Below are 17,596 nucleotides of genomic sequence, written 5' to 3'. Positions count from 1 at the left end.
GAGGGCCGCCTCTACCGATCTCAGCAGGCGAAGGCGTACTCGTCGCGCGTCAGCTTGCCGTCGTGGTTTGCATCGCGCGTGCCGAAGCGCTTGGCCAGCTGCGAGGACGGATCGAGTTCCGCCGGCTCCAGCGCACCGTCGCCGTTGCCGTCGAAGTCGGCGAAGCAGCGCCTGCTCTGCGCCGTCGCGGGAACCCCGGCCTTGCCGTAGTCCGGCGTGCCCGGAAAGGTGCCGCCCGGCGCCATCAGGTCGGCCATGCCCGGATAGCGGTCGGCGGCCAGCGCCGCGCCGGAAACAATCACGCAGGCCACGGCGAGCCAGAGGAAAGAACGGTTCTGCATGTCGGTGCTCCAGTCGGAAGGGATGGACTCGCGCACCGGCCGACGTCAGCCATGGCAATTGCCGGGCGCAGCGGCACCGTTACCGCGCCCCGAAGTGCGACACCGATTTCCCAGCAAGATCTGCGCCGCCCAGCTTCCTAGGACCGATCCAGCGCAGCGAGCCGCTGTTCGAGGAAGCGGCGCTCCGGCGCCTGGCGCGCCCGTCCCAGCGCCTCGAGATAGGCCGCGCGCGCATCGTCCTTGCGACCGAGACGCCGGCACAGTTCGGCCTTCGCCGCATGCGCGAGGTGATAATCGGCCAGTTCGCCTTCGGCAAGGATCGCGTCGATCAGCGCCAAACCGGCCGCCGGTCCGTCGCGCATCGCCAAGGCGACGGCGCGGTTGAGCGCGATCACCGGCGAGGGCTCGATGCGCAGCAGCAGATCGTACAGGCCGACGATCTCGGCCCAGTCCGTCTGCGCCGCGCTGGGCGCCTCGGCGTGCACCGCGGCGATCGCCGCCTGCACCGTATAGGGGCCGAAGCGGCGCGACGTCAGCGCACGACGCACCAGCGCGACGCCCTCCTCGATCTGGCCTCGATGCCAGAGTGAGCGGTCCTGTTCTTCGAGCAGCACGAGTTCGCCGTCGGCCGAGGTGCGCGCGGCGCGGCGCGACTCCTGCAACAGCATCAGCCCGAGCAGGCCGACCGCTTCCGGGTCGGGCAGCAGCTCGACCAGCAGGCGCCCGAGGCGGATCGCCTCGCCGGACAGATCGTGCCGCGTCAGCGATTCGCCCGCCGACGCCGAATAGCCCTCGTTGAACACGAGATAGATCACGCGCAGCACGCTGTCGAGGCGTTCCGGCAGCTGTGCGCGCGCCGGCACCTCGTAGGGAATGCCGGCGACGCGGATCTTGTTCTTGGCGCGCACGATGCGCTGCGCCAGTGTCGGCGTCGGTGTCAGGAAGGCACTGGCGATCTCCTCGGTCGTCAAGCCGCAGACCTCGCGCAGCGTCAATGCGATCTGCGCATCGGCCGGCAGCGCCGGATGACAGCAGGTGAAGATCAGGCGCAGGCGATCGTCCTCGACCACCTCCTGGTCCCGGTCCGGTGCGTAACTGGCATCGGCGGCGAGCGTATCGGCCACCGCGTCGAGCGACGTGTCGAAGCGCGCGCGCCGGCGCAGCGCGTCGATCGCCTTGAAGCGCCCCGCCGACACCAGCCAGGCGCGGGGATTCGCCGGCACGCCTTCGCGCGGCCACTGCTCGACCGCGGCGGCAAAGGCCTCGTGCAACGCCTCCTCGGCGAGATCGAAGTCGCCGAGGAGGCGGATCAGCGTCGCCAGCACGCGGCGCGACTCGCTGCGGTAGATCGCCTCGATACTGCCGCGCGCGCCCGGCTCGCTCACAACTCGACGATCGGCTTGAACCCGCCCCAGAACATGCGCTTGCCGTCGAAGGGCATCGTCGCCGGATCCATCTTCAGGCGCGGGTCGGCCATGACCTTGGCGTTGATGCGATCGCGGTCCCGGCGCGACTTGTACACGATCCACGAGAACATCACGACCTCGCCCGGCTTGAGCTTCACCGCCTGCGGAAACGAGGTCCACTTGCCGGGCTTGACGTCGTCGGCCACGCATTCGCGGAACTCCAGCGCACCGTGCTCGCGCCAGATCCTGCCCGCCTTGCGCGCCATGCGGCGGTACTCGGCGAGCTTGTCCCGGGGGACCGGCAGTACGAAACCATCGACATAGGACATGACATTTCTCCTGTGCAGGACATTCAGTGCGACGCCACCATCACCATCCACGACACCCCATAACGATCGGTGAGCATGCCGAAGCGCGGCGAGAAGAAGGTCTCCGCCAGCGGCATGCGCACTTGCCCTCCGGCGGACAGCGCGGCGAAGCAGCGCTCGGCCTCGGCTGCGTCGGCCACGTTGATCGCCAGCTGGAAGCCCTGGAAGCCCGCGTGCTTGAGCGTGCAGTCGTCGGAGGCCATCACCACGCTGTCGCCGATGCGCAGCTCGGCATGCATCACCTTGCCGTCCCAGCCCGGCGGCACCATCCCCGGCGGCGCCGGCGTCGGGCTGTCCTTGTAGCGCAGCAGCGTCCCGATCTCCGCGCCCAGCGCCTTGCGATAGAAGTCGAGCGCTTCTTCGCAGCGGCCGTCGAAGTGCAGATAGGTTTGGACGTTCATGAGTCGGCCCCTACTGGTCCGCTTTCATCCAGAACACTTCCCAGATGTGACCATCCAGGTCCTTGAATGCCCGCGCGTACATGAAGCCGTGATCCTCGTCCGGGCGGAACGTCGTGCCGCCCGCGGCGACCGCCTGGCGCAGGTACTCGTCCACGCGCGCGCGGCTCTCGCAGCGCAATGCGACCATGACCTCCGTCTGCTTCGTCGCGTCGCAGATCGACGTGTCGGGAATGTACTCCTTGAAGCGCTCGCGCCGCAGCAGCATGCAGTAGATGTTCTTGCCGATCACCATGCACGCTGCGTCCTCGTTGGTGAACCTTGGATCGAAGCCGAAGCCGAGCCGGTCGAAGAAGGCCATGGTCTTCTTCAGATCCTTGACCGGCAGGTTGACGAACATCTGCGAAATCATGTCGCGCTCCTCTGGATGGATGGCCCCTTCGCCTGCTGGTCGCATGGCGCTGCGCAAAATCGACACCCCGCGCGCACGCCGGCAGCTACCGCGGCACGTTGGCCAGATACGGTTGCGCGTCCTTCAGCACGCGCGCATACGACGGCCGCGCCATCAAACGGTCCAGATAGGCCGCAGCGTGCGGATGATCCGGCGACAGCGGCAGCACCATGTTGGCGTAGAACAGCGCCGGCGCCGCCGCGCAGTCGGCCATGCAGAACGCCTCGCCCATCGCCCAGGTCCTGGCCGCCATGTCCTGCTCGATCATGTCGTATGCGATCCGTAACCCCGCCCGCGCCTGTTCGACCCCATGGCCGTCGTTCTGTCCCGCGGGGCGCAGGCGATCGGTGATGATCTTCTGCATCGGCACGTTGACGTGCAGGTCGTAGAAGCGGTCGTACATGCGCGTCTGGCGCGCCCGATCCGCGTCCGCGGGAATCAGTCGCGCCGGGCCGGGGTAGTGCTGATCGAGGTACTCGATGATGATGCTCGATTCCGGCACGGTGCGATCGCGCGCCTCGTCGCGCAGCACCGGAAACTTCGCCGGCGGCCACAGTTCGACCAGCTTCGCGCGCGATGCGGGGTCGGCCAGGTCGATGAACTCGCGCTCGAACGGCGTGCCGTTCTCGTAGAGCGCGATCAGAACTTTCTGGCAGAACGAGGACAGTGGATGGTAGTAGAGCCGTAGCGACATGGACGTTCTCCTGTTCCGCGGGCGACGGTCACTCCTGCTTCTGGCCCTCGACCTGGATGCGCAGCGTCACCCGTCCGGCGTCGCCCTTGCCGTACTCGCTGTACGCCATGCCCCACTCCGACCAGTTCAGCTCGCCCTGCGCGTCGGCGCCGCAGACCTCTTTCTTCGTCAGCGGATGCGGGATGCAGTTGAAGCTGTTGATCGTCAGGGGCAGCGGCTTGCGGATGCCGCGGAACGTGATCTCGCCGTCGATCGCCGCGGGCGCATCGCCGTCGAAGCGGATCGTGCCTGTGTAGGTCGCGGTCGGAAAGCGGGCGACATCGAACCACTCGCTGGAGCGCGCCTTGTCGTCCATCGCCTCGAGGCCGAAGTTGATGCTGGCCGTGTCCACGACGATATCGACCGTGCCTTGCCGGGCCTTGCGGTCGAGCAGCACTTCGCCCTGCGTGCGGTTGAACTTGCCGCGCCAGATCGAAATCCCCATGTGCGGAAACTCGATGCTCGGGAAGGTGTGCACCGGGTCGAGCAGATAGCGGTCGGCGGCCGGCGCGGTTGCGGCAGCGAGCAGCGCCGCAGTCGTCAGGCATCTTGCGAACAGGTTCATGGGTTCCTTCCGTGGGGGTGGTCGTGGGGATCGATGCGGATCAGTAGCGGCTCTCCACGCGCAACGCGTCGGCGACCGGACGCACCTCGATGCTGCCGAACCGCGCCGACGGCCAGCGCGCGGCGATCTGCAGCGCCTCGTTGAGATCGCGCGCTTCTATCATGAAGAATCCGCCGAGCGTCTCCTTGGTTTCGGCGAACGGCCCGTCGGTGGCCGAGAGGCGGCCGTTGCGCACGCGCACGGTCGTGGCCGTGCGCACCGACTCCAGCGGCGCCGACGCCAGATGATGGCCGCTGCGCTTCAGTTCCTCGACATAGGCCAGCGTCTCCTCGCGCAGCGCATCCCACGCGGCCGGCGAGAGTTCATCGAGGATTCTCTCCTGCTCGTAGGCCAGACAGATGTATTTCATGGCGGCGTCTCCTGGTGGACCGGACGGCGGTCTCGACCCATGGTCGAACGGCCGGCGCCGATTTCGACATCGGCCGCAGCCGTTCCGCTACGGCGACAGCTGCCGGATGGGGCGCACCTCGATGCAGCCGACACGCGCAGGCGGGATCTTCGCCGCGATCTGCAGCGCTTCGTCGAAATCCCGCGCCTCGACCAGGTAGAAACCGGCGAGCTGCTCCTTGGTCTCGGCGAACGGACCGTCGGTGATCGACACCCGGCCCTTGCGCACGCGCAGAGACTTGGCGGTGCGCACCGGCTGCAGGGCCTCCGCCGCCACCATGTGCCCGCTCGCGCGCAAGGCATCACCGCAGGCCATGCATTCGGCGTCGGGAAAGCCTTCGAGCGCCTTTTCCTCGCTGTACACCAGACACAGGTATTTCATCGCCGGCTCCACCGTGGGGATACGGCATTATCGGACGGCCCGCGGCGATTTCGACATCGCCTGCCGCACTGCGACCGTCACGTCGAGACGCGCCGGCGGCGCGGCGTCAAGGTGCGTTGCGGCGCGCCCAGTCGAGCAGCATCGACAGGTTCATCGCGCCGCTGCTGCGCGCGCGTTCGCGACCGCGATGGAACAGGATCAGCGTGGGAATGCTGCGTATGCCGTAGGCGGCCGCCGTCGCCGGATTGGCGTCGGTTTCGAGCTTGGCCAGGCGCATGCCCGGCTCCAGCTGCGCCGCGGCCTGCGCGAACGCGGGGGCCATCGCCTGGCAGGGGCCACACCACGACGCCCAGAAATCGACCAGCACCGGCACGTCGGAGCGCTCGATCTGCACCTTGAAGTTGCGGTCGTGGAGTTCGACCGGATGCGCTTCGAACAGCGGCGCATGGCAGCGGCCGCAGTTCGGCCGCTCGCCCAGCCGCTGACGCGGCACGCGGTTGATGCCGTCGCAGGCGGGGCAGACGATGTGCAGGGTCTCGCTCATGGCAGCTCGGTCCGGGTCACCCCGTCGCAGATGGGGACGGCCGCAGCCGGATCAATAGCCGAGCCGGCACCAGCCGGCGGCGCCGGACGGATCGAGCAGCACCGCGACCGCACTGGCCGCGCCCATCGCCATCAGTACCGCGGCGCCGGTGCGCCGCAGTCCGGCGCTGCCGCCCACGTGGGCGATCAGCGCCCCGCTGCCGGTCAGCAGCGGCGTGGTCCCCAGTCCGAAGGCTGCCAGCAGCAGCGCGCCCATGACCCCGCTCGCCGACAGCGCCGCCAGGCCGAGCACCGCATACAAGAGCCCGCAGGGCATCGCTGCCCACAGCAGACCCTGTGCGCAGACGCGCGCGGGCGCCGGCATCGACCGCAGCAGCGACGGCAGGCGTGGCGCGTGACAGCCGGCCGTGACCGGACGCTCGCGCCGGTACTGCGCGGCGCCGACGCCGATCAGCAGCAGGGCCGCCGCGAACTGGATCCAGTGACCCCACTCCGCGGCCGGCAGGCCGCGCAGCAGCCACTGCCCCGCCGTGCCGGCCGCGCCGCCGAGCAGCGTGTAACCCGCCACACGGCCGGCGTGCAGCAGCAGCACCGCGCGCGCCATCGGCAGCGCGCCGCGGCCGTGCAGCATCGATACCTGCAGGGCGCCGCACATCAGGCCGCAGTGCGGGCTCGCGGCGAGGCCGGTCGCCAGCAGGGCCGGCACCGTGAGTTCGATCATGCGTCAGAAGTCCTGCAGCTGCGACAGGCTGCGGGCGACGCTGCGTTCCTCCGCGCGCTCCTGATCGAGCAGCATGCGGAACAGGTCGCAGATCTCGCGCGATTCGCAGGTGTCGAGCACGGCCTTGTACAGACGCACGAGATAGTCGTCGAAGGCCAGGGCCAGCGCCGCCGCGTCGTCGGCGCTGAGTTGCGCCGGCAGCCTGGGGAGCTGCAGCGGCAGGCGCTCGAGATCGGGCGCGTACTGCAGCCATTCCTGCAGCAAGGGCGCATTGGCGGGCGACTGCTCGAAGGTCGCCAGCGCCTCGGAGAAGCGGCGTTCGTGCTGCGCCAGCCATTCGAGCATCCAGCGCGCCTTGTCGCGCTGCGCCTCGTCGGCGGCCGCGCTGAACAGCTGCGCGGCCCGTTGGTGGAAGCCGCGGACGAAGTCGAGGATGTCGCGCACGGTCTGGAAACGCATGTCAGTTCTCCTGCGCACCGGAGCGCGCCGCGGCGCAGTCGGCACACAGCGTCGCCTGCGGCAAGGCCTGCAGACGTGAAGCCGAGATGCCGTTGCCGCAGCGTTCGCAGACGCCGTATTCGCCGGCCTGCGCATGCCGCAGCGCGCGGTCGAACTGCGCGAGATCTTCCGCGGTGGCCTGTTCGAGCCGGTCGAGGACATCGTCGTTCTCGCGCGCGGTCGCCTGGTCGGCGAAGTCCTGCGGCAAGGGCCCGTCGGCACGACGCCGGTCGCGGCGGATGCGCGCCAGCCGGTCGGCGAGCTCGGCCCGCCGCTTTGCCAGACTCCGGAGCACCTGCGCCTGATCCATGACGGTCCTGCCTTCGTTCTTCGGCCCAGTGTGCGCGCGGCCTGCCGCATCGCCATTGACCCAGGTCAAGGGCGGCACCGGATTCAGTCGGGCAGACGGCGCTGTTGCGCGTCCAGATCGTCGTACTGGCCGTTGCCGACCGCCCAGACCAGCAGCCCCCCGGCGATCGCGACCAGCACGATGCCCAGCGGGATCAACACATAGAGAATCTCCATCAGTGCACCTCCGCGTAGTTCAGCGGCCGCTGTTGCACCGGCCGCGTCCGGCGCAGACGCAGCGCGTTGGCGACCACCAGCAGCGAGGACAGCGACATGCCCAGCGCCGCCATCCATGGCGCCAGCACGCCGGCCATCGCCAGCGGCAGCACGCCCAGGTTGTAGGCCAGCGCCCAGGCGACGTTCTGGCGCACGCGGCGCTGCGCCTGCCGGGCGATGTCACGCGCAGGGATCAGCGCTGCGAGCGAGTCCCCGACCAGCAGCAGATCGGCGCGCGCTTGCGCCAGCGCCGCGCCCAGCGGCATCGCCGCCGAGACATCGGCCGCGGCGAGGAATGGCGCATCGTTGATGCCGTCGCCGACCGCGAGCACGACGCGGCCTTGCCTCTGCAGCGCCTCCAGCCGCGCCAGCTTCTGCTCCGGGGTCTGCCGCGCGAGGACCTGCTGCAGGCCCAGGCGCCGGGCCAGCGCCTCCGCGGCGGCCTCACCGTCTCCGGTCAGCAGCTCGACGTTCATGCCGGCTTCGCGCATTGCCGCGATCGTGCCGGCGGCATCTTCGCGCACGACGGTGGCCAGGCGGATGCGGGCCAGCGCACGCCGTTCATCGCGCAGCTCGATCACGGTATCGACGTCCGCCGTCGCATCGTCACCGCTGACGGCCGGCGCGCCCAGGCGATATCGCCGCCCATCGACGACACCCTCGACACCACGCCCCGGGATCTGTTGTTGCTGCGTCGCCGTGAAGCGGCTCGGCGTCTGCGCGAAGGCACGGGCGATCGGATGCATCAGGCCGCGCTCCAGCGCGGCGGCGATCGCCAGGCAGCCGGCCTCGTCCAGCTCGGCCTGCGGCTCGACACGGACGATGCGCAGCTCGGCGCGGGTCAGCGTACCGGTCTTGTCGAACAGCACCGTGTCCACCAGCGGCAGCCGCGCCAGCGCCTCGGGCCGCGCGCTCAGCACGCCGAGCGCGGCCAGCCGCGAGGCCGCGGCAGCCATCGCCGCGGGAATCGCCAGCGACAGCGCGCACGGACAGCTCGCCACCAGCACGGCGAGCAGCACCGAGAGGCTCCGATCCACATCCGGCCACCACAGCGCCGCACCGGCGAGCGCCAGCAGCAGTACGGTGACGATGAACGCGCCGGCCAGGCGATCCGCGAGCAGCTGGAAGCGCGGTCGCGCGGCCTGTGCCTGCTGCAGCAGCTGGGTGATCTGCGCCAGGCGCGTGGCCGCACCGACGCTTTGTGCGCGCAGGCGCAGCGCCTGCTGACCGAGATTGAGACAGCCCGCGAGCAGGCGGTCGCCGGCGCGATGCAGCACCGCCCGCGACTCTCCGGTCAGCAGCGCCTCGTCCATCTCGGCCGCCGCGTCGAGCAGCGTACCGTCCACCGGGACCGATTCGCCCGGCGCGACGACCAGGGTATCCCCCGGCGCGACCGCGGACAGCGGCACCGCCTCGATGCCCTGCGGGGTCTCGCGCTGTGCGGTGAGTCGGCGCCGACCGGCGAGCAGGCGCAGGCGCTCGCCGGCCTGCATGCGCGTGCGCCCCTCGACGAAACGGCCGATCAGCAGCAGCATCACGAACATCGTCGCCGTGTCGTAATAGATCTCACCTTCACCCAGCACGGTGCGAATCAGCGATGCGCCGTAGGCGATGGCCACCGACGCCGCGACGGTCACGTCCATGTTGACGCTGCGTGCGCGCAGGGCACGCCAGGCGCTGCGGAAGAACGGCGAACCGGCATACAGCACGCAGGGGGTGGCGAACAGCGCCTGCGCCCAGCGCAGCAGCTGCTCGATGCCGGGATCAATCTCGGCGGCCGCGCCGCCGAAGGTGTACGTCGGCCATGCCAGCATCATCACCTGCATCGCGCAGATCACCGCGACGCCGATGCGCGCGAGCATCGCGCGGCGCTCTTCGCGCTGCGCGCGCAGCCCCGCGTCCTGGGCCAGGACCTGCGGCACGAAGCCCGCATCCTCGAGCGTGCGCAGCAAGGTCGACAGCGGCTCGCGCCGCGGATCGAAACGGAACTGCAGCGTGCGGCTGGTCAGGCTCGCACCGACATCGCTGGCACGGCCGGCGAGCAGTCTCTCGATGCGACCGACGCAAGCGGCGCAATGCATGCCGTCGATGCCGAGCAGCACCTCGCGCCGGCCGCCGGGCGCCGGGCTGCTGACACTGTCGCGCAGCGCCGGCTGGTCATAGACGCTCCAGTCGGTCACGGGACTCGACTCAGCGCGTACCGATGATGCGTTCCGCATCCGGCAGTGGCGTGAAACCGGCATCGCCGGCGAGCGTGAGCGTGACCACCGATGCGAGCACCGCCACGAGCGGCAGCACGATCAGCAGCACGAGTTCGAGCGACGGTCTAGTCTTCATGGCGTTCCTCGTGATGCTCGGAACGGCGCACGTCGGAAGGCGCCAGGAAGGTCGCCTGACGCGTATCCGCGTGCTTGGGCTGGTCGATGCCGCGCACGCTGAACGCCAGCTTCGAGACACCCGGCGGCGGATCGTCGGAGCGCGCGGTGACGGTGATCGACGCATGTGCGCCGGCCCCGACCTCGATCTCCTCGGGGTCGAGCATGACGCGCTCACCGCCGTCGATGAACGCGGCGTCGAGCCGGTAGCGCTCTGCCCGATCGCTCTTGTTGGACAGCTTGACCGCATAGACATTCTCGACGCCGCCATCGACCAGCTCGCGGTACAGCTGCTTGCGGTCGCGCACGACGTCGAAGTTGATCGGACTGCGCGTCAGCACCAGCACACCGAAGCCGACCACCACCAGTACCCAGACGATGCCGTAGCCGATCGCGCGCGGCCGGAAGATATGGAACTTGCCGGTGGCATCGTGCACGTCGCTGGTATAGCGGATCAGGCCGCGCGGCTTGTTGACCGAGTCCATGACGTCGTTGCAGGCATCGACGCAGGCCGCGCAGGCGATGCACTCGTACTGCAGGCCGTTGCGGATGTCGATGCCGGTCGGACACACCTGCACGCAGATCGAGCAGTCGATGCAGTCGCCGGCGGCCGTGCCCTCCTTCTTGGCCAGGCTCTTGCGCGGCTCGCCGCGCTTGGCGTCGTACGCGATGATCAGCGTGTCCTTGTCGAACATCGCCGACTGGAAGCGCGCGTAGGGGCACATGTACTTGCACACCTGTTCGCGCAGGAAGCCGGCATTGCCCCAAGTGGCGAAACCGTAGAACAGGGTCCAGAACAGCGCCCAGCCGGACAGCTGGAACGACAGCGCAGCCGCGAACAGCTCGCGCGCCGGCACGAAGAACGCGACGAAGGTCAGGCCGGTGTACAGCGCGAAGACGCCCCAGAGCAGATGCTTGGCGCCCTTGCGCAGGATTTTTTCGGCATTCCACGGCGCGCGGTCGAGCTTGATGCGCGCGTAGCGGTCGCCCTCCGTGTAGCGCTCGATCCACATGAACGCCTCGGTCCACACGGTCTGCGGACAGGCGAAGCCGCACCACAGCCGCCCGGCGAGCGTGGTGAAGAAGAACAGCGTGAACGCCGCCATCGCCAGCATCGCGGTGAGCAGGTAGAAATCCTGCGGCACCAGGGTCAGGCCGAAGACGTGGAAGCGCCGTGCCGGCAGATCGAACAGCACCAGCGGCGTGCCGTTCCAGGACAGCCACGGCACCAGGTAGTAAAAGCCGAGCAGCGCGAACATCGCGATCACGCGCAGCCGTGCATAGCGGCCACGCACTTCACGCGGGTAGATCTTCGCCGCCGACTGGTAGAAGGAGATGGTGGATTCTTTGCCGCTGGTCATTGCGCCTGACTCGTTGGTTTGCACACTACCGCCGTTCCGGCGGGTCGAAGGCCGCGGGCGGCGGCTGCGCGAGCAGCGCTGCCGAAACCGCCGGTACGCAGGCGAGCGCCCACAGCACGACGAACACCTCGGCGAGCCGCCCGAAATCGAGCGGCTCGCCGTCGGCGGGCAGTGCCAGCAGCCAGGCGCACATCAGCGCGACCGCGCCGATGAATCCCGACCAGGCCGAGATGGCGAGCAGGCGCCAGCCCGGCCGCGTGCCGAGCGCCCGCACACGCGCCGCGCGCAGGATCTCCGCGGCGTTCTCCAACTGCGACTCCGGCGCCTCGCTCACGGCTGACCCTGCTTGGACAGGCTCAGCACATACGCCGCGACGACCTTGATCTCGTCCGGCCGCAGCAGCTTCTCGTGCGCCGGCATCGCGCCCTTGCGTCCGAACAGGATCGTCTCGCGCACGCGGTCGCGGGTGCCGCCGTAGAGCCAGATGTCGTCGGTCAGGTTGGGCGCACCGAGCATCGGGTTGCCCTTGCCGTCCGGACCGTGGCAGGCCGCACAGGTAATGTTGAACTGCGCGGTGCCTTTCGCGCGCACGGCCGGATCGAGCTTCGGATCGCTCCAGCGAGCCACCGTCTGCGCCAGCGCATCGACCGTCGCCGCGTCGATCGCGCCGTTGAACGCCGGCATGATGCCGTTACGGCCGTGCGTGATCGAAGCCACGACCTGCTCCGGCGTGCCACCGTACAGCCAGTCGTTGTCGGTCAGGTTGGGAAAGCCGATCGCGCCGCGCGCATCGGCGCCGTGACAGCCGGCGCAGTTGTTCAGGAACACGTCGCGCCCCAGCGACAGCGCCGCGGCGTTGGTGGACAGCGATCCCGGATCCTGGTCGCGGAACTGGGCGAACACCGCGTCGCGCTTGGCCCGGACCGCGGCCAGACGCTCCTCGAGCTGCTTGTCCGAAGTCCAGCCGTACGTGCCGCCGAAGTTGCCCAGGCCCGGATAGAAGACGAAGTAGGCGACGCCGAAGACGACGGTGATGACGAACAGGTTCAGCCACCAGCGCGGCAGCGGGTTGTTGTACTCGCGCAGATCGCCGTCCCAGACATGACCCGTGTCCTCGGTCGTGACCTTGCCCTTGGCGTTGGCGAACAGCAGCCACAGCGCGCCGATCATCGACGCCACGGTGATGACGAGGACGAACCAGTGCCAGAAGCCGCTCATTGCCGTCTCTCCTTGGGTACCGCGGGTTTGCGCAGGGGCCCGGAGTTCCGGCGTTCCTGACCATGCCCCATCATCAGGCCGAAGTAGCCGAGCAGCGTGAACACCACCATCGCGGCGATGAACCAGTGCCAGTAGTACAGCAGTGCCTCGTTCATGTGCATTTCTCCTTGCCGCAGCATCCGTCGCGAGCAACCTCATCGTTCAAGGGCAGCTGCGCGGCGTCGCGGAAACGTTCGCGGTTGCGGGATGACCAGGCCCAGGCGGTGATGCCTAGGAACGCGACCAGCAGGACCGCCGTGATCAGGCCGCTGCTCATGAGCGTTCTCCGGTCTGCGCCGCGGCCGCCGTCTGCTTGGCCGGCTGCGGCGCCTTGAGCGACTGCAGGAAGGCGATCAGGGCGTCCATCTTCGATTTGCCGCGCACCGCCTGCGGCGCACCGGCGATGTCGGCATCGGTGAATGGCACGCCGACGCGCCGCAGCGCCGTCATCATCGCCTGGACTTCCTCGCCGTCCACCGGAGACTCGGCCAGCCACGGATAGCCGGGCATGTTCGATTCCGGCACGACGTCACGCGGATTGAGCAGGTGGATGCGGTGCCAGTCGTCGCTGTAACGGCCGCCGACGCGGGCCAGGTCCGGGCCGGTGCGCTTGGAGCCCCACTGGAACGGGTGGTCCCACACCGACTCGCCGGCCGTCGAACGCGGACCGTAGCGCAGCACCTCCTCGTGCAGCGCGCGCACCATCTGCGAGTGGCAGTTGTAGCAGCCCTCGCGGATGTACACGTCGCGTCCGGCGACCTCAAGCGGCGTGCGCATCGGCAGGCCCTCGGCGGGTTTGGTCGCCGAGGTCTGGAACATCAGCGGCACGATCTCGACGATGCCGCCGAAGGCAATCGCGACGACGATCAGGATGCCCAGCCAGACGACGTTCTTTTCGACCAGTTCGTGTTTCATGCGTGCGCTCCGGCAGTCTTCAGGGGCGCAGCCGCCGCGGCCGGCGGCGCGATGGTCTTCCATACGTTCCAGGCCATGACCAGCATGCCGGACAGGAAGATCAGGCCGCCGAGCAGGCGCACCCCGTAGTACGGATAGGTGGCCTTGAGGCTCTCGATGAAGCTGTAGGTCAGCGTGCCGTCGGCCTCGACCGCGCGCCACATGAGGCCCTGCATCACACCGGCGATCCACATCGCGGTGATGTACAGCACGGTGCCGATCGTCGAGAGCCAGAAGTGCAGGTTGATCGCCGGGATGCTGTACATCTGCGGCCGGTTCCACAGGCGCGGGATCAGCATGTAGATCGAGCCGATCGAGATCATCGCGACCCAGCCCAGCGCGCCGGAGTGCACGTGGCCGATGGTCCAGTCGGTGTAGTGCGACAGCGCATTGACCGTCTTGATCGACATCATCGGACCTTCGAAGGTCGACATGCCGTAGAACGACAGCGAGACGATCAGGAACTTGAGGATCGGGTCGTCGCGCAGCTTATGCCAGGCGCCCGACAGGGTCATGATGCCGTTGATCATGCCGCCCCAGGACGGCGCCAGCAGGATCAGCGAGAACACCATGCCCAGCGACTGCGCCCAGTCCGGCAGCGCGGTGTAGTGCAGGTGGTGCGGGCCGGCCCACATGTAGATCGAGATCAGCGCCCAGAAGTGCACGACCGACAGGCGATAGCTGTAGATCGGGCGCCCGGCCTGCTTGGGCACGAAGTAGTACATCATGCCGAGGAAGCCGGCGGTCAGGAAAAATCCCACCGCGTTGTGGCCGTACCACCACTGCACCATCGCATCCACCGCGCCCGAATAGGCGCTGTAGGACTTGGTCAGAGACACCGGGATCGCCGCGCTGTTGACAATGTGCAGCACCGCGACCGCGATGATGAAGCTGCCGTAGAACCAGTTGGCGACGTAGATGTGGCTGACCTTGCGGATCGCGATGGTGCCGAAGAACACGATCGCGTAGGCGACCCAGACCACGGCGATCAACAGGTCGATCGGCCATTCCAGCTCCGCGTACTCCTTGGACTGCGTGATCCCCAGCGGCAGCGTGATCGCCGCCGCGACGATCACCGCCTGCCAGCCCCAGAAGGTGAAGCTGGCGAGCCTGGGCAGGAACAGGCCGACCTGCGAGGTGCGCTGCACCACCCAATACGAGGTGGCGAACAGCGCCGAGCCGCCAAACGCGAAGATCACCGCGTTGGTGTGCAGCGGGCGCAGCCGGCTGTAGGTCAGATACGGAATATCGAAATTCAGCGCCGGAAACATCAGCTGCGCGGCGAGTATCACGCCAACCAGCATGCCGACGATGCCCCAAACCACGGTCATGACGGCGAACTGCCGCACCACGGTGTCGTGGTACAGCGGCGCCGCAGCAACCGTTGCAGCGTTGTTGTCATGCGACATTAGGGACTCCCAGGATTCTACGACTGAGTGCGTAGCGCGCGAATTGTCGGACGCATCCCGGCGTCAACGAATTGACTTGCGTCAACGCGCCGGGATCGCGGCGCCGGAATCGCGCCGCGCGGCTGCGGTCTGGTCAGGTGCGGCGCAGATGAGTCCGCAGTGCGTGCGCGACCGGTGCCGTCAGGTCGATCGCATTGGTGGCGTGGGCGATCGTGTTGGCCGTGACCAGGCGCGCGGCGCCAGCGTCGGCGAGGCGGCGCTCGGCGTCGCCGGCGAAGACCGCGTGTACCGCCAGGCACAGCGGCGCGGCCAGACCCTGCGCGCGCAGGCCGCGGACGGTCTGCGCCAGCGTCTGGCCAGTCGAGAGGATGTCGTCCACCAGCACCGGGGTACGGTCCCGCCAGCGTTCGATGTCCGGCACGGCGATCTCGACATCGGCGTCGCCGTGGCGCCGTTTTTCCAGCACGACGAAGGGCGCCCCGGCCAGCTCGGCGACCGCACCGACCCACTGCAGGCTCTCCTCGTCCGGCCCCACCAGCACGGGCCGATCGACGTTGCGCCGCAGCCAGTCGGCCATCAGCGGCACCGCGCTGACCACCGTGCTCGGCAGCCGGTACAGCGCATCGAGGCGCGGATAGCGGTGCAGGTGCGGATCGACCGTCACCAGCCAGTCGAAATGCGTGGAGATCAGCTGCGCGAACGGCCGCGACGACACCGCCTCGCCGGCGTTGAAGCGCCGGTCCTGACGCATGTAGGCCAGGTACGGCGCCAGCAGGCCGACCGAGCGCGCCCCCAGCTCGCGCGCCGTATAGGCCGCCGCCAGCAGCGGGAACAGGATCTCGTCCGGCGCCCTGAGTGTGCAGAACACGATGCAGTCGCGCCCGGCCAAGCGGGCGTCGAGCCGCACCAGCGACTCGCCGTCCGGAAAGCGGTGCAGCGCGACCGGCGCCTCCTCGAAGCCCGCCAGACGCGCCAGCGACGCTGCGAAGGGCGCGCGGCCCTCGAAGCACAGCAGCAGCGGGCTCATGCGCCCGCCTCTGCCGGGTTCATGCACACGATCTCCGGATGGTCTTCCAGATAGTCGAGTGCGAAGGCGATCTCGCCGGCGCTCTCCGCATGCAGCGTGAACAGCGGCTGGCCGGCGACGACGACGTCACCGATGCGCACGTGCAGATCGAGCCCGGCCGCCGGTGCGCGCGGCGCACCCGCGAGCTTGGCCAGGCGCGACAGCTTGCGGTTGTCGATCGCGCTCACGCGCCCGCCGGCGCGCGCCGGCCAGGGCCGGTGGAAGCGTGATTTCGGCGGTTCGCGCAAACCGCCCTGCGCGCGCGCAATCGCCTGGAACTTGGCCCAGGCGGCGCCGCTGGCCAGCGTCGCCTCGGCGGCGGCACGGCCGCTGCCTGGCGCCGAGTGCCCGGCCAGTTCCAGCACCGACGCCGCCAGCAGCAGCGCGCGGTCGCGCAGACTGCGCGACGCGCCCTCGCGGTTCTGCAGCACCGCCAGCACGTCGCGCGCCTCCAGCGCAGGGCCGATGCCGCGTCCGACCGGCTGGGTACCGTCGGTCAACAGCGTGCTCACCTGCAGGCCCAGCGCCGCACCCACGGCGGTCAGGCGCGCGGCCAGCTCGCGGCCCGCGGCCTCGGTGCGCATCTTGGCGGTCGGCCCGACCGGGATGTCGATCACCGCGTGTGTCGATCCGGCCGAGAGCTTCTTCGACAGCACGCTCGCCACCAGCTGTCCCTCGCTGTCGAAATCCAGCGGCCGCTCGACGCGGATCAGCACGTCGTCGGCCGGCGACAGGCGCACCGAGCCGCCCCAGGCGATGCAGCCGCCCTCCTGTTCGACGACGCGGCGCATCTGCTCCAGGCTCAGCTCGACCGGCGCCAGCGTCTCCATCGTGTCGGCGGTGCCGGCCGGCGAGGTGATCGCGCGCGACGAGGTCTTGGGGATCGTCAGCCCGCAGGCGGCGACGATCGGCACGACGATCAGCGTCGTGCGGTTGCCTGGCAGGCCGCCGATGCAGTGCTTGTCCATCACCGGCGTGCGGTTCCAGGACAGGCGGTCACCGGCCTCGACCATCGCCCGCGTCAGCGCCGTCGTTTCCTCGACGTCGAGGCGGTCGCCGGCGCAGGCGGTCACGAAGGCGGCGAGTTCCAGGTCCGAATAGCGCCCGGCGGCGACGTCGCGCACGATCGCGGCGATCTGCTCCGCGGCCAGCGCACGTCCGTACACCTTGGCGCGCAGCGCCGACAACGAGTCCAGCGGATCGGGATGGCGCAGCTCGACGGTGTCGCCCTCGTGCGCGCCGAGCAGGCGCCACGCCACTTCCGACAGCGCCGCCTCGTCGGCGGCCAGCCAGTCCGCAGACACGACGTTGAGCGTCGCCACCAGCCGGTGCTGGTTGCGGACGATCTCGACGCGTGACTGCGCCTCGAAACCTTCCGAACGGCACACCGCCGAATCGCCGCGCATGTAGATCACCGGCGACTGGTAGGTGTCGATGCCGGCCCGCCGCAGCCGGACCAGCGCGGATGCGCGATGCGGCATGCCGGTTCTCAGCGCGGTTCGGCCGGCGGCTCGTCGTCCGGGCTCTCCAGCGTCCAGTGATGCGTGCCCGCCTTCGGGTCGTAGTCCTGCTCGACCAGGGCTTCGGCATTGCAATGCAGGCAACGCACGCGCAGCCCGACGACGAGTTCGGCGCCGGTCAGCGTCAGGTCGGCGCCGCACTCGGGACATGGCAGCGCGAGCGCGCTCTCTTTGTCTTTCATCTCGTTTTCCTGGACAGTGGGAGTCGCCAAGACTATAGGCTGGCGGCGGTGAGGT

The 17,596-nt window shown here is 69.1% G+C and carries 26 protein-coding genes; all 26 read right to left on the bottom strand.

Annotated elements, in window-relative coordinates; genetic code table 11:
* Positions 1–20: 20 nt before the first annotated feature.
* The 26 genes from AAG565_RS05395 to AAG565_RS05270 all read right to left on the bottom strand — a co-directional run bounded on the left by AAG565_RS05395 (position 21) and on the right by AAG565_RS05270 (position 17,541).
* Complete coding sequence (locus AAG565_RS05395; RefSeq protein WP_348818531.1) at positions 21–341, bottom strand: hypothetical protein; 321 nt, start codon at positions 339–341, stop codon at positions 21–23.
* 137 nt (positions 342–478) lie between these two features.
* Positions 479–1,726, bottom strand: a complete 1,248-nt coding sequence (locus AAG565_RS05390) for an RNA polymerase sigma factor (protein ID WP_348818530.1) — start codon at positions 1,724–1,726, stop codon at positions 479–481.
* A complete protein-coding gene (locus tag AAG565_RS05385) occupies positions 1,723–2,076 on the bottom strand; it encodes a DUF1428 domain-containing protein (RefSeq protein WP_348818529.1) in 354 nt (117 codons plus the stop codon). The genes AAG565_RS05390 and AAG565_RS05385 overlap by 4 nt, the downstream gene beginning before the upstream one ends.
* Before the next feature lie 23 nt (positions 2,077–2,099).
* Positions 2,100–2,516, bottom strand: coding sequence for a VOC family protein (locus AAG565_RS05380; RefSeq protein WP_348818528.1), 417 nt, complete (start codon positions 2,514–2,516; stop codon positions 2,100–2,102).
* A gap of 10 nt (positions 2,517–2,526) precedes the next feature.
* Positions 2,527–2,925: a VOC family protein gene (locus AAG565_RS05375; RefSeq protein WP_348818527.1), complete on the bottom strand. Its 399-nt coding sequence runs from the start codon at positions 2,923–2,925 to the stop codon at positions 2,527–2,529.
* A gap of 85 nt (positions 2,926–3,010) precedes the next feature.
* Positions 3,011–3,658 carry a glutathione S-transferase family protein gene (locus tag AAG565_RS05370; RefSeq protein ID WP_348818526.1) on the bottom strand — a complete coding sequence of 216 codons (648 nt, stop codon included), beginning with the start codon at positions 3,656–3,658 and terminating at the stop codon, positions 3,011–3,013.
* A 28-nt stretch (positions 3,659–3,686) separates the two neighbouring features.
* Positions 3,687–4,262: a YceI family protein gene (locus tag AAG565_RS05365; RefSeq protein WP_348818525.1), complete on the bottom strand. Its 576-nt coding sequence runs from the start codon at positions 4,260–4,262 to the stop codon at positions 3,687–3,689.
* Positions 4,263–4,302: 40 nt separating this feature from the next.
* Entirely contained in the window at positions 4,303–4,671 is a 369-nt protein-coding gene (locus AAG565_RS05360) for a YciI family protein (RefSeq protein ID WP_348818524.1), read from the bottom strand.
* An 87-nt stretch (positions 4,672–4,758) separates the two neighbouring features.
* Entirely contained in the window at positions 4,759–5,091 is a 333-nt protein-coding gene (locus AAG565_RS05355) for a YciI family protein (protein ID WP_348818523.1), read from the bottom strand.
* 106 nt (positions 5,092–5,197) lie between these two features.
* Complete coding sequence (gene trxC, locus AAG565_RS05350) at positions 5,198–5,635, bottom strand: thioredoxin TrxC (protein WP_348818522.1); 438 nt, start codon at positions 5,633–5,635, stop codon at positions 5,198–5,200.
* A gap of 51 nt (positions 5,636–5,686) precedes the next feature.
* The gene (locus AAG565_RS05345; RefSeq protein WP_348818521.1) at positions 5,687–6,355 is read right to left on the bottom strand and encodes a sulfite exporter TauE/SafE family protein; all 669 of its coding nucleotides are present in this window, start codon (positions 6,353–6,355) and stop codon (positions 5,687–5,689) included.
* A gap of 3 nt (positions 6,356–6,358) precedes the next feature.
* Entirely contained in the window at positions 6,359–6,814 is a 456-nt protein-coding gene (locus AAG565_RS05340) for a hypothetical protein (RefSeq protein ID WP_348818520.1), read from the bottom strand.
* A gap of 1 nt (position 6,815) precedes the next feature.
* Entirely contained in the window at positions 6,816–7,232 is a 417-nt protein-coding gene (locus tag AAG565_RS05335) for a TraR/DksA C4-type zinc finger protein (protein WP_348818519.1), read from the bottom strand.
* A gap of 14 nt (positions 7,233–7,246) precedes the next feature.
* On the bottom strand, positions 7,247–7,378 hold the full coding sequence (gene ccoS / locus AAG565_RS05330; RefSeq protein WP_348818518.1) for a cbb3-type cytochrome oxidase assembly protein CcoS: 132 nt from the start codon (positions 7,376–7,378) through the stop codon (positions 7,247–7,249).
* Complete coding sequence (locus AAG565_RS05325; RefSeq protein ID WP_348818517.1) at positions 7,378–9,597, bottom strand: cation-translocating P-type ATPase; 2,220 nt, start codon at positions 9,595–9,597, stop codon at positions 7,378–7,380. The genes ccoS and AAG565_RS05325 overlap by 1 nt, the downstream gene beginning before the upstream one ends.
* Positions 9,598–9,607: 10 nt before the next feature.
* Positions 9,608–9,754 carry a hypothetical protein gene (locus AAG565_RS05320; RefSeq protein WP_348818516.1) on the bottom strand — a complete coding sequence of 49 codons (147 nt, stop codon included), beginning with the start codon at positions 9,752–9,754 and terminating at the stop codon, positions 9,608–9,610.
* A complete protein-coding gene (gene ccoG, locus AAG565_RS05315; protein ID WP_348818515.1) occupies positions 9,744–11,153 on the bottom strand; it encodes a cytochrome c oxidase accessory protein CcoG in 1,410 nt (469 codons plus the stop codon). Before ccoG ends, AAG565_RS05320 begins: the two co-directional genes overlap by 11 nt.
* A gap of 25 nt (positions 11,154–11,178) precedes the next feature.
* Entirely contained in the window at positions 11,179–11,487 is a 309-nt protein-coding gene (locus AAG565_RS05310; RefSeq protein WP_348818514.1) for a hypothetical protein, read from the bottom strand.
* Entirely contained in the window at positions 11,484–12,371 is an 888-nt protein-coding gene (ccoP, locus tag AAG565_RS05305) for a cytochrome-c oxidase, cbb3-type subunit III (protein WP_348818513.1), read from the bottom strand. Before ccoP ends, AAG565_RS05310 begins: the two co-directional genes overlap by 4 nt.
* The gene (locus AAG565_RS05300; protein WP_348818512.1) at positions 12,368–12,526 is read right to left on the bottom strand and encodes a hypothetical protein; all 159 of its coding nucleotides are present in this window, start codon (positions 12,524–12,526) and stop codon (positions 12,368–12,370) included. Before AAG565_RS05300 ends, ccoP begins: the two co-directional genes overlap by 4 nt.
* On the bottom strand, positions 12,523–12,687 hold the full coding sequence (locus AAG565_RS05295; protein WP_348818511.1) for a cbb3-type cytochrome c oxidase subunit 3: 165 nt from the start codon (positions 12,685–12,687) through the stop codon (positions 12,523–12,525). Before AAG565_RS05295 ends, AAG565_RS05300 begins: the two co-directional genes overlap by 4 nt.
* Positions 12,684–13,325 carry a cytochrome-c oxidase, cbb3-type subunit II gene (gene ccoO, locus AAG565_RS05290; RefSeq protein WP_348818510.1) on the bottom strand — a complete coding sequence of 214 codons (642 nt, stop codon included), beginning with the start codon at positions 13,323–13,325 and terminating at the stop codon, positions 12,684–12,686. Before ccoO ends, AAG565_RS05295 begins: the two co-directional genes overlap by 4 nt.
* On the bottom strand, positions 13,322–14,773 hold the full coding sequence (ccoN, locus tag AAG565_RS05285) for a cytochrome-c oxidase, cbb3-type subunit I (protein WP_348818509.1): 1,452 nt from the start codon (positions 14,771–14,773) through the stop codon (positions 13,322–13,324). Before ccoN ends, ccoO begins: the two co-directional genes overlap by 4 nt.
* A 133-nt stretch (positions 14,774–14,906) precedes the next feature.
* A complete protein-coding gene (locus AAG565_RS05280; protein ID WP_348818508.1) occupies positions 14,907–15,800 on the bottom strand; it encodes a ribose-phosphate pyrophosphokinase in 894 nt (297 codons plus the stop codon).
* Positions 15,797–17,320, bottom strand: coding sequence for a thymidine phosphorylase family protein (locus tag AAG565_RS05275; protein ID WP_348818507.1), 1,524 nt, complete (start codon positions 17,318–17,320; stop codon positions 15,797–15,799). The genes AAG565_RS05280 and AAG565_RS05275 overlap by 4 nt, the downstream gene beginning before the upstream one ends.
* A gap of 8 nt (positions 17,321–17,328) precedes the next feature.
* Positions 17,329–17,541 carry a hypothetical protein gene (locus AAG565_RS05270; RefSeq protein WP_348818506.1) on the bottom strand — a complete coding sequence of 71 codons (213 nt, stop codon included), beginning with the start codon at positions 17,539–17,541 and terminating at the stop codon, positions 17,329–17,331.
* Between the last annotated feature and the right edge of the window lie 55 nt (positions 17,542–17,596).

Source organism: Fontimonas sp. SYSU GA230001, assembly GCF_040066175.1.
Lineage (GTDB): Bacteria > Pseudomonadota > Gammaproteobacteria > Nevskiales > Nevskiaceae > Solimonas.
Note: the sequence above shows the minus strand (reverse complement) of the source record. Positions and strands in the feature narration are given on the sequence as shown.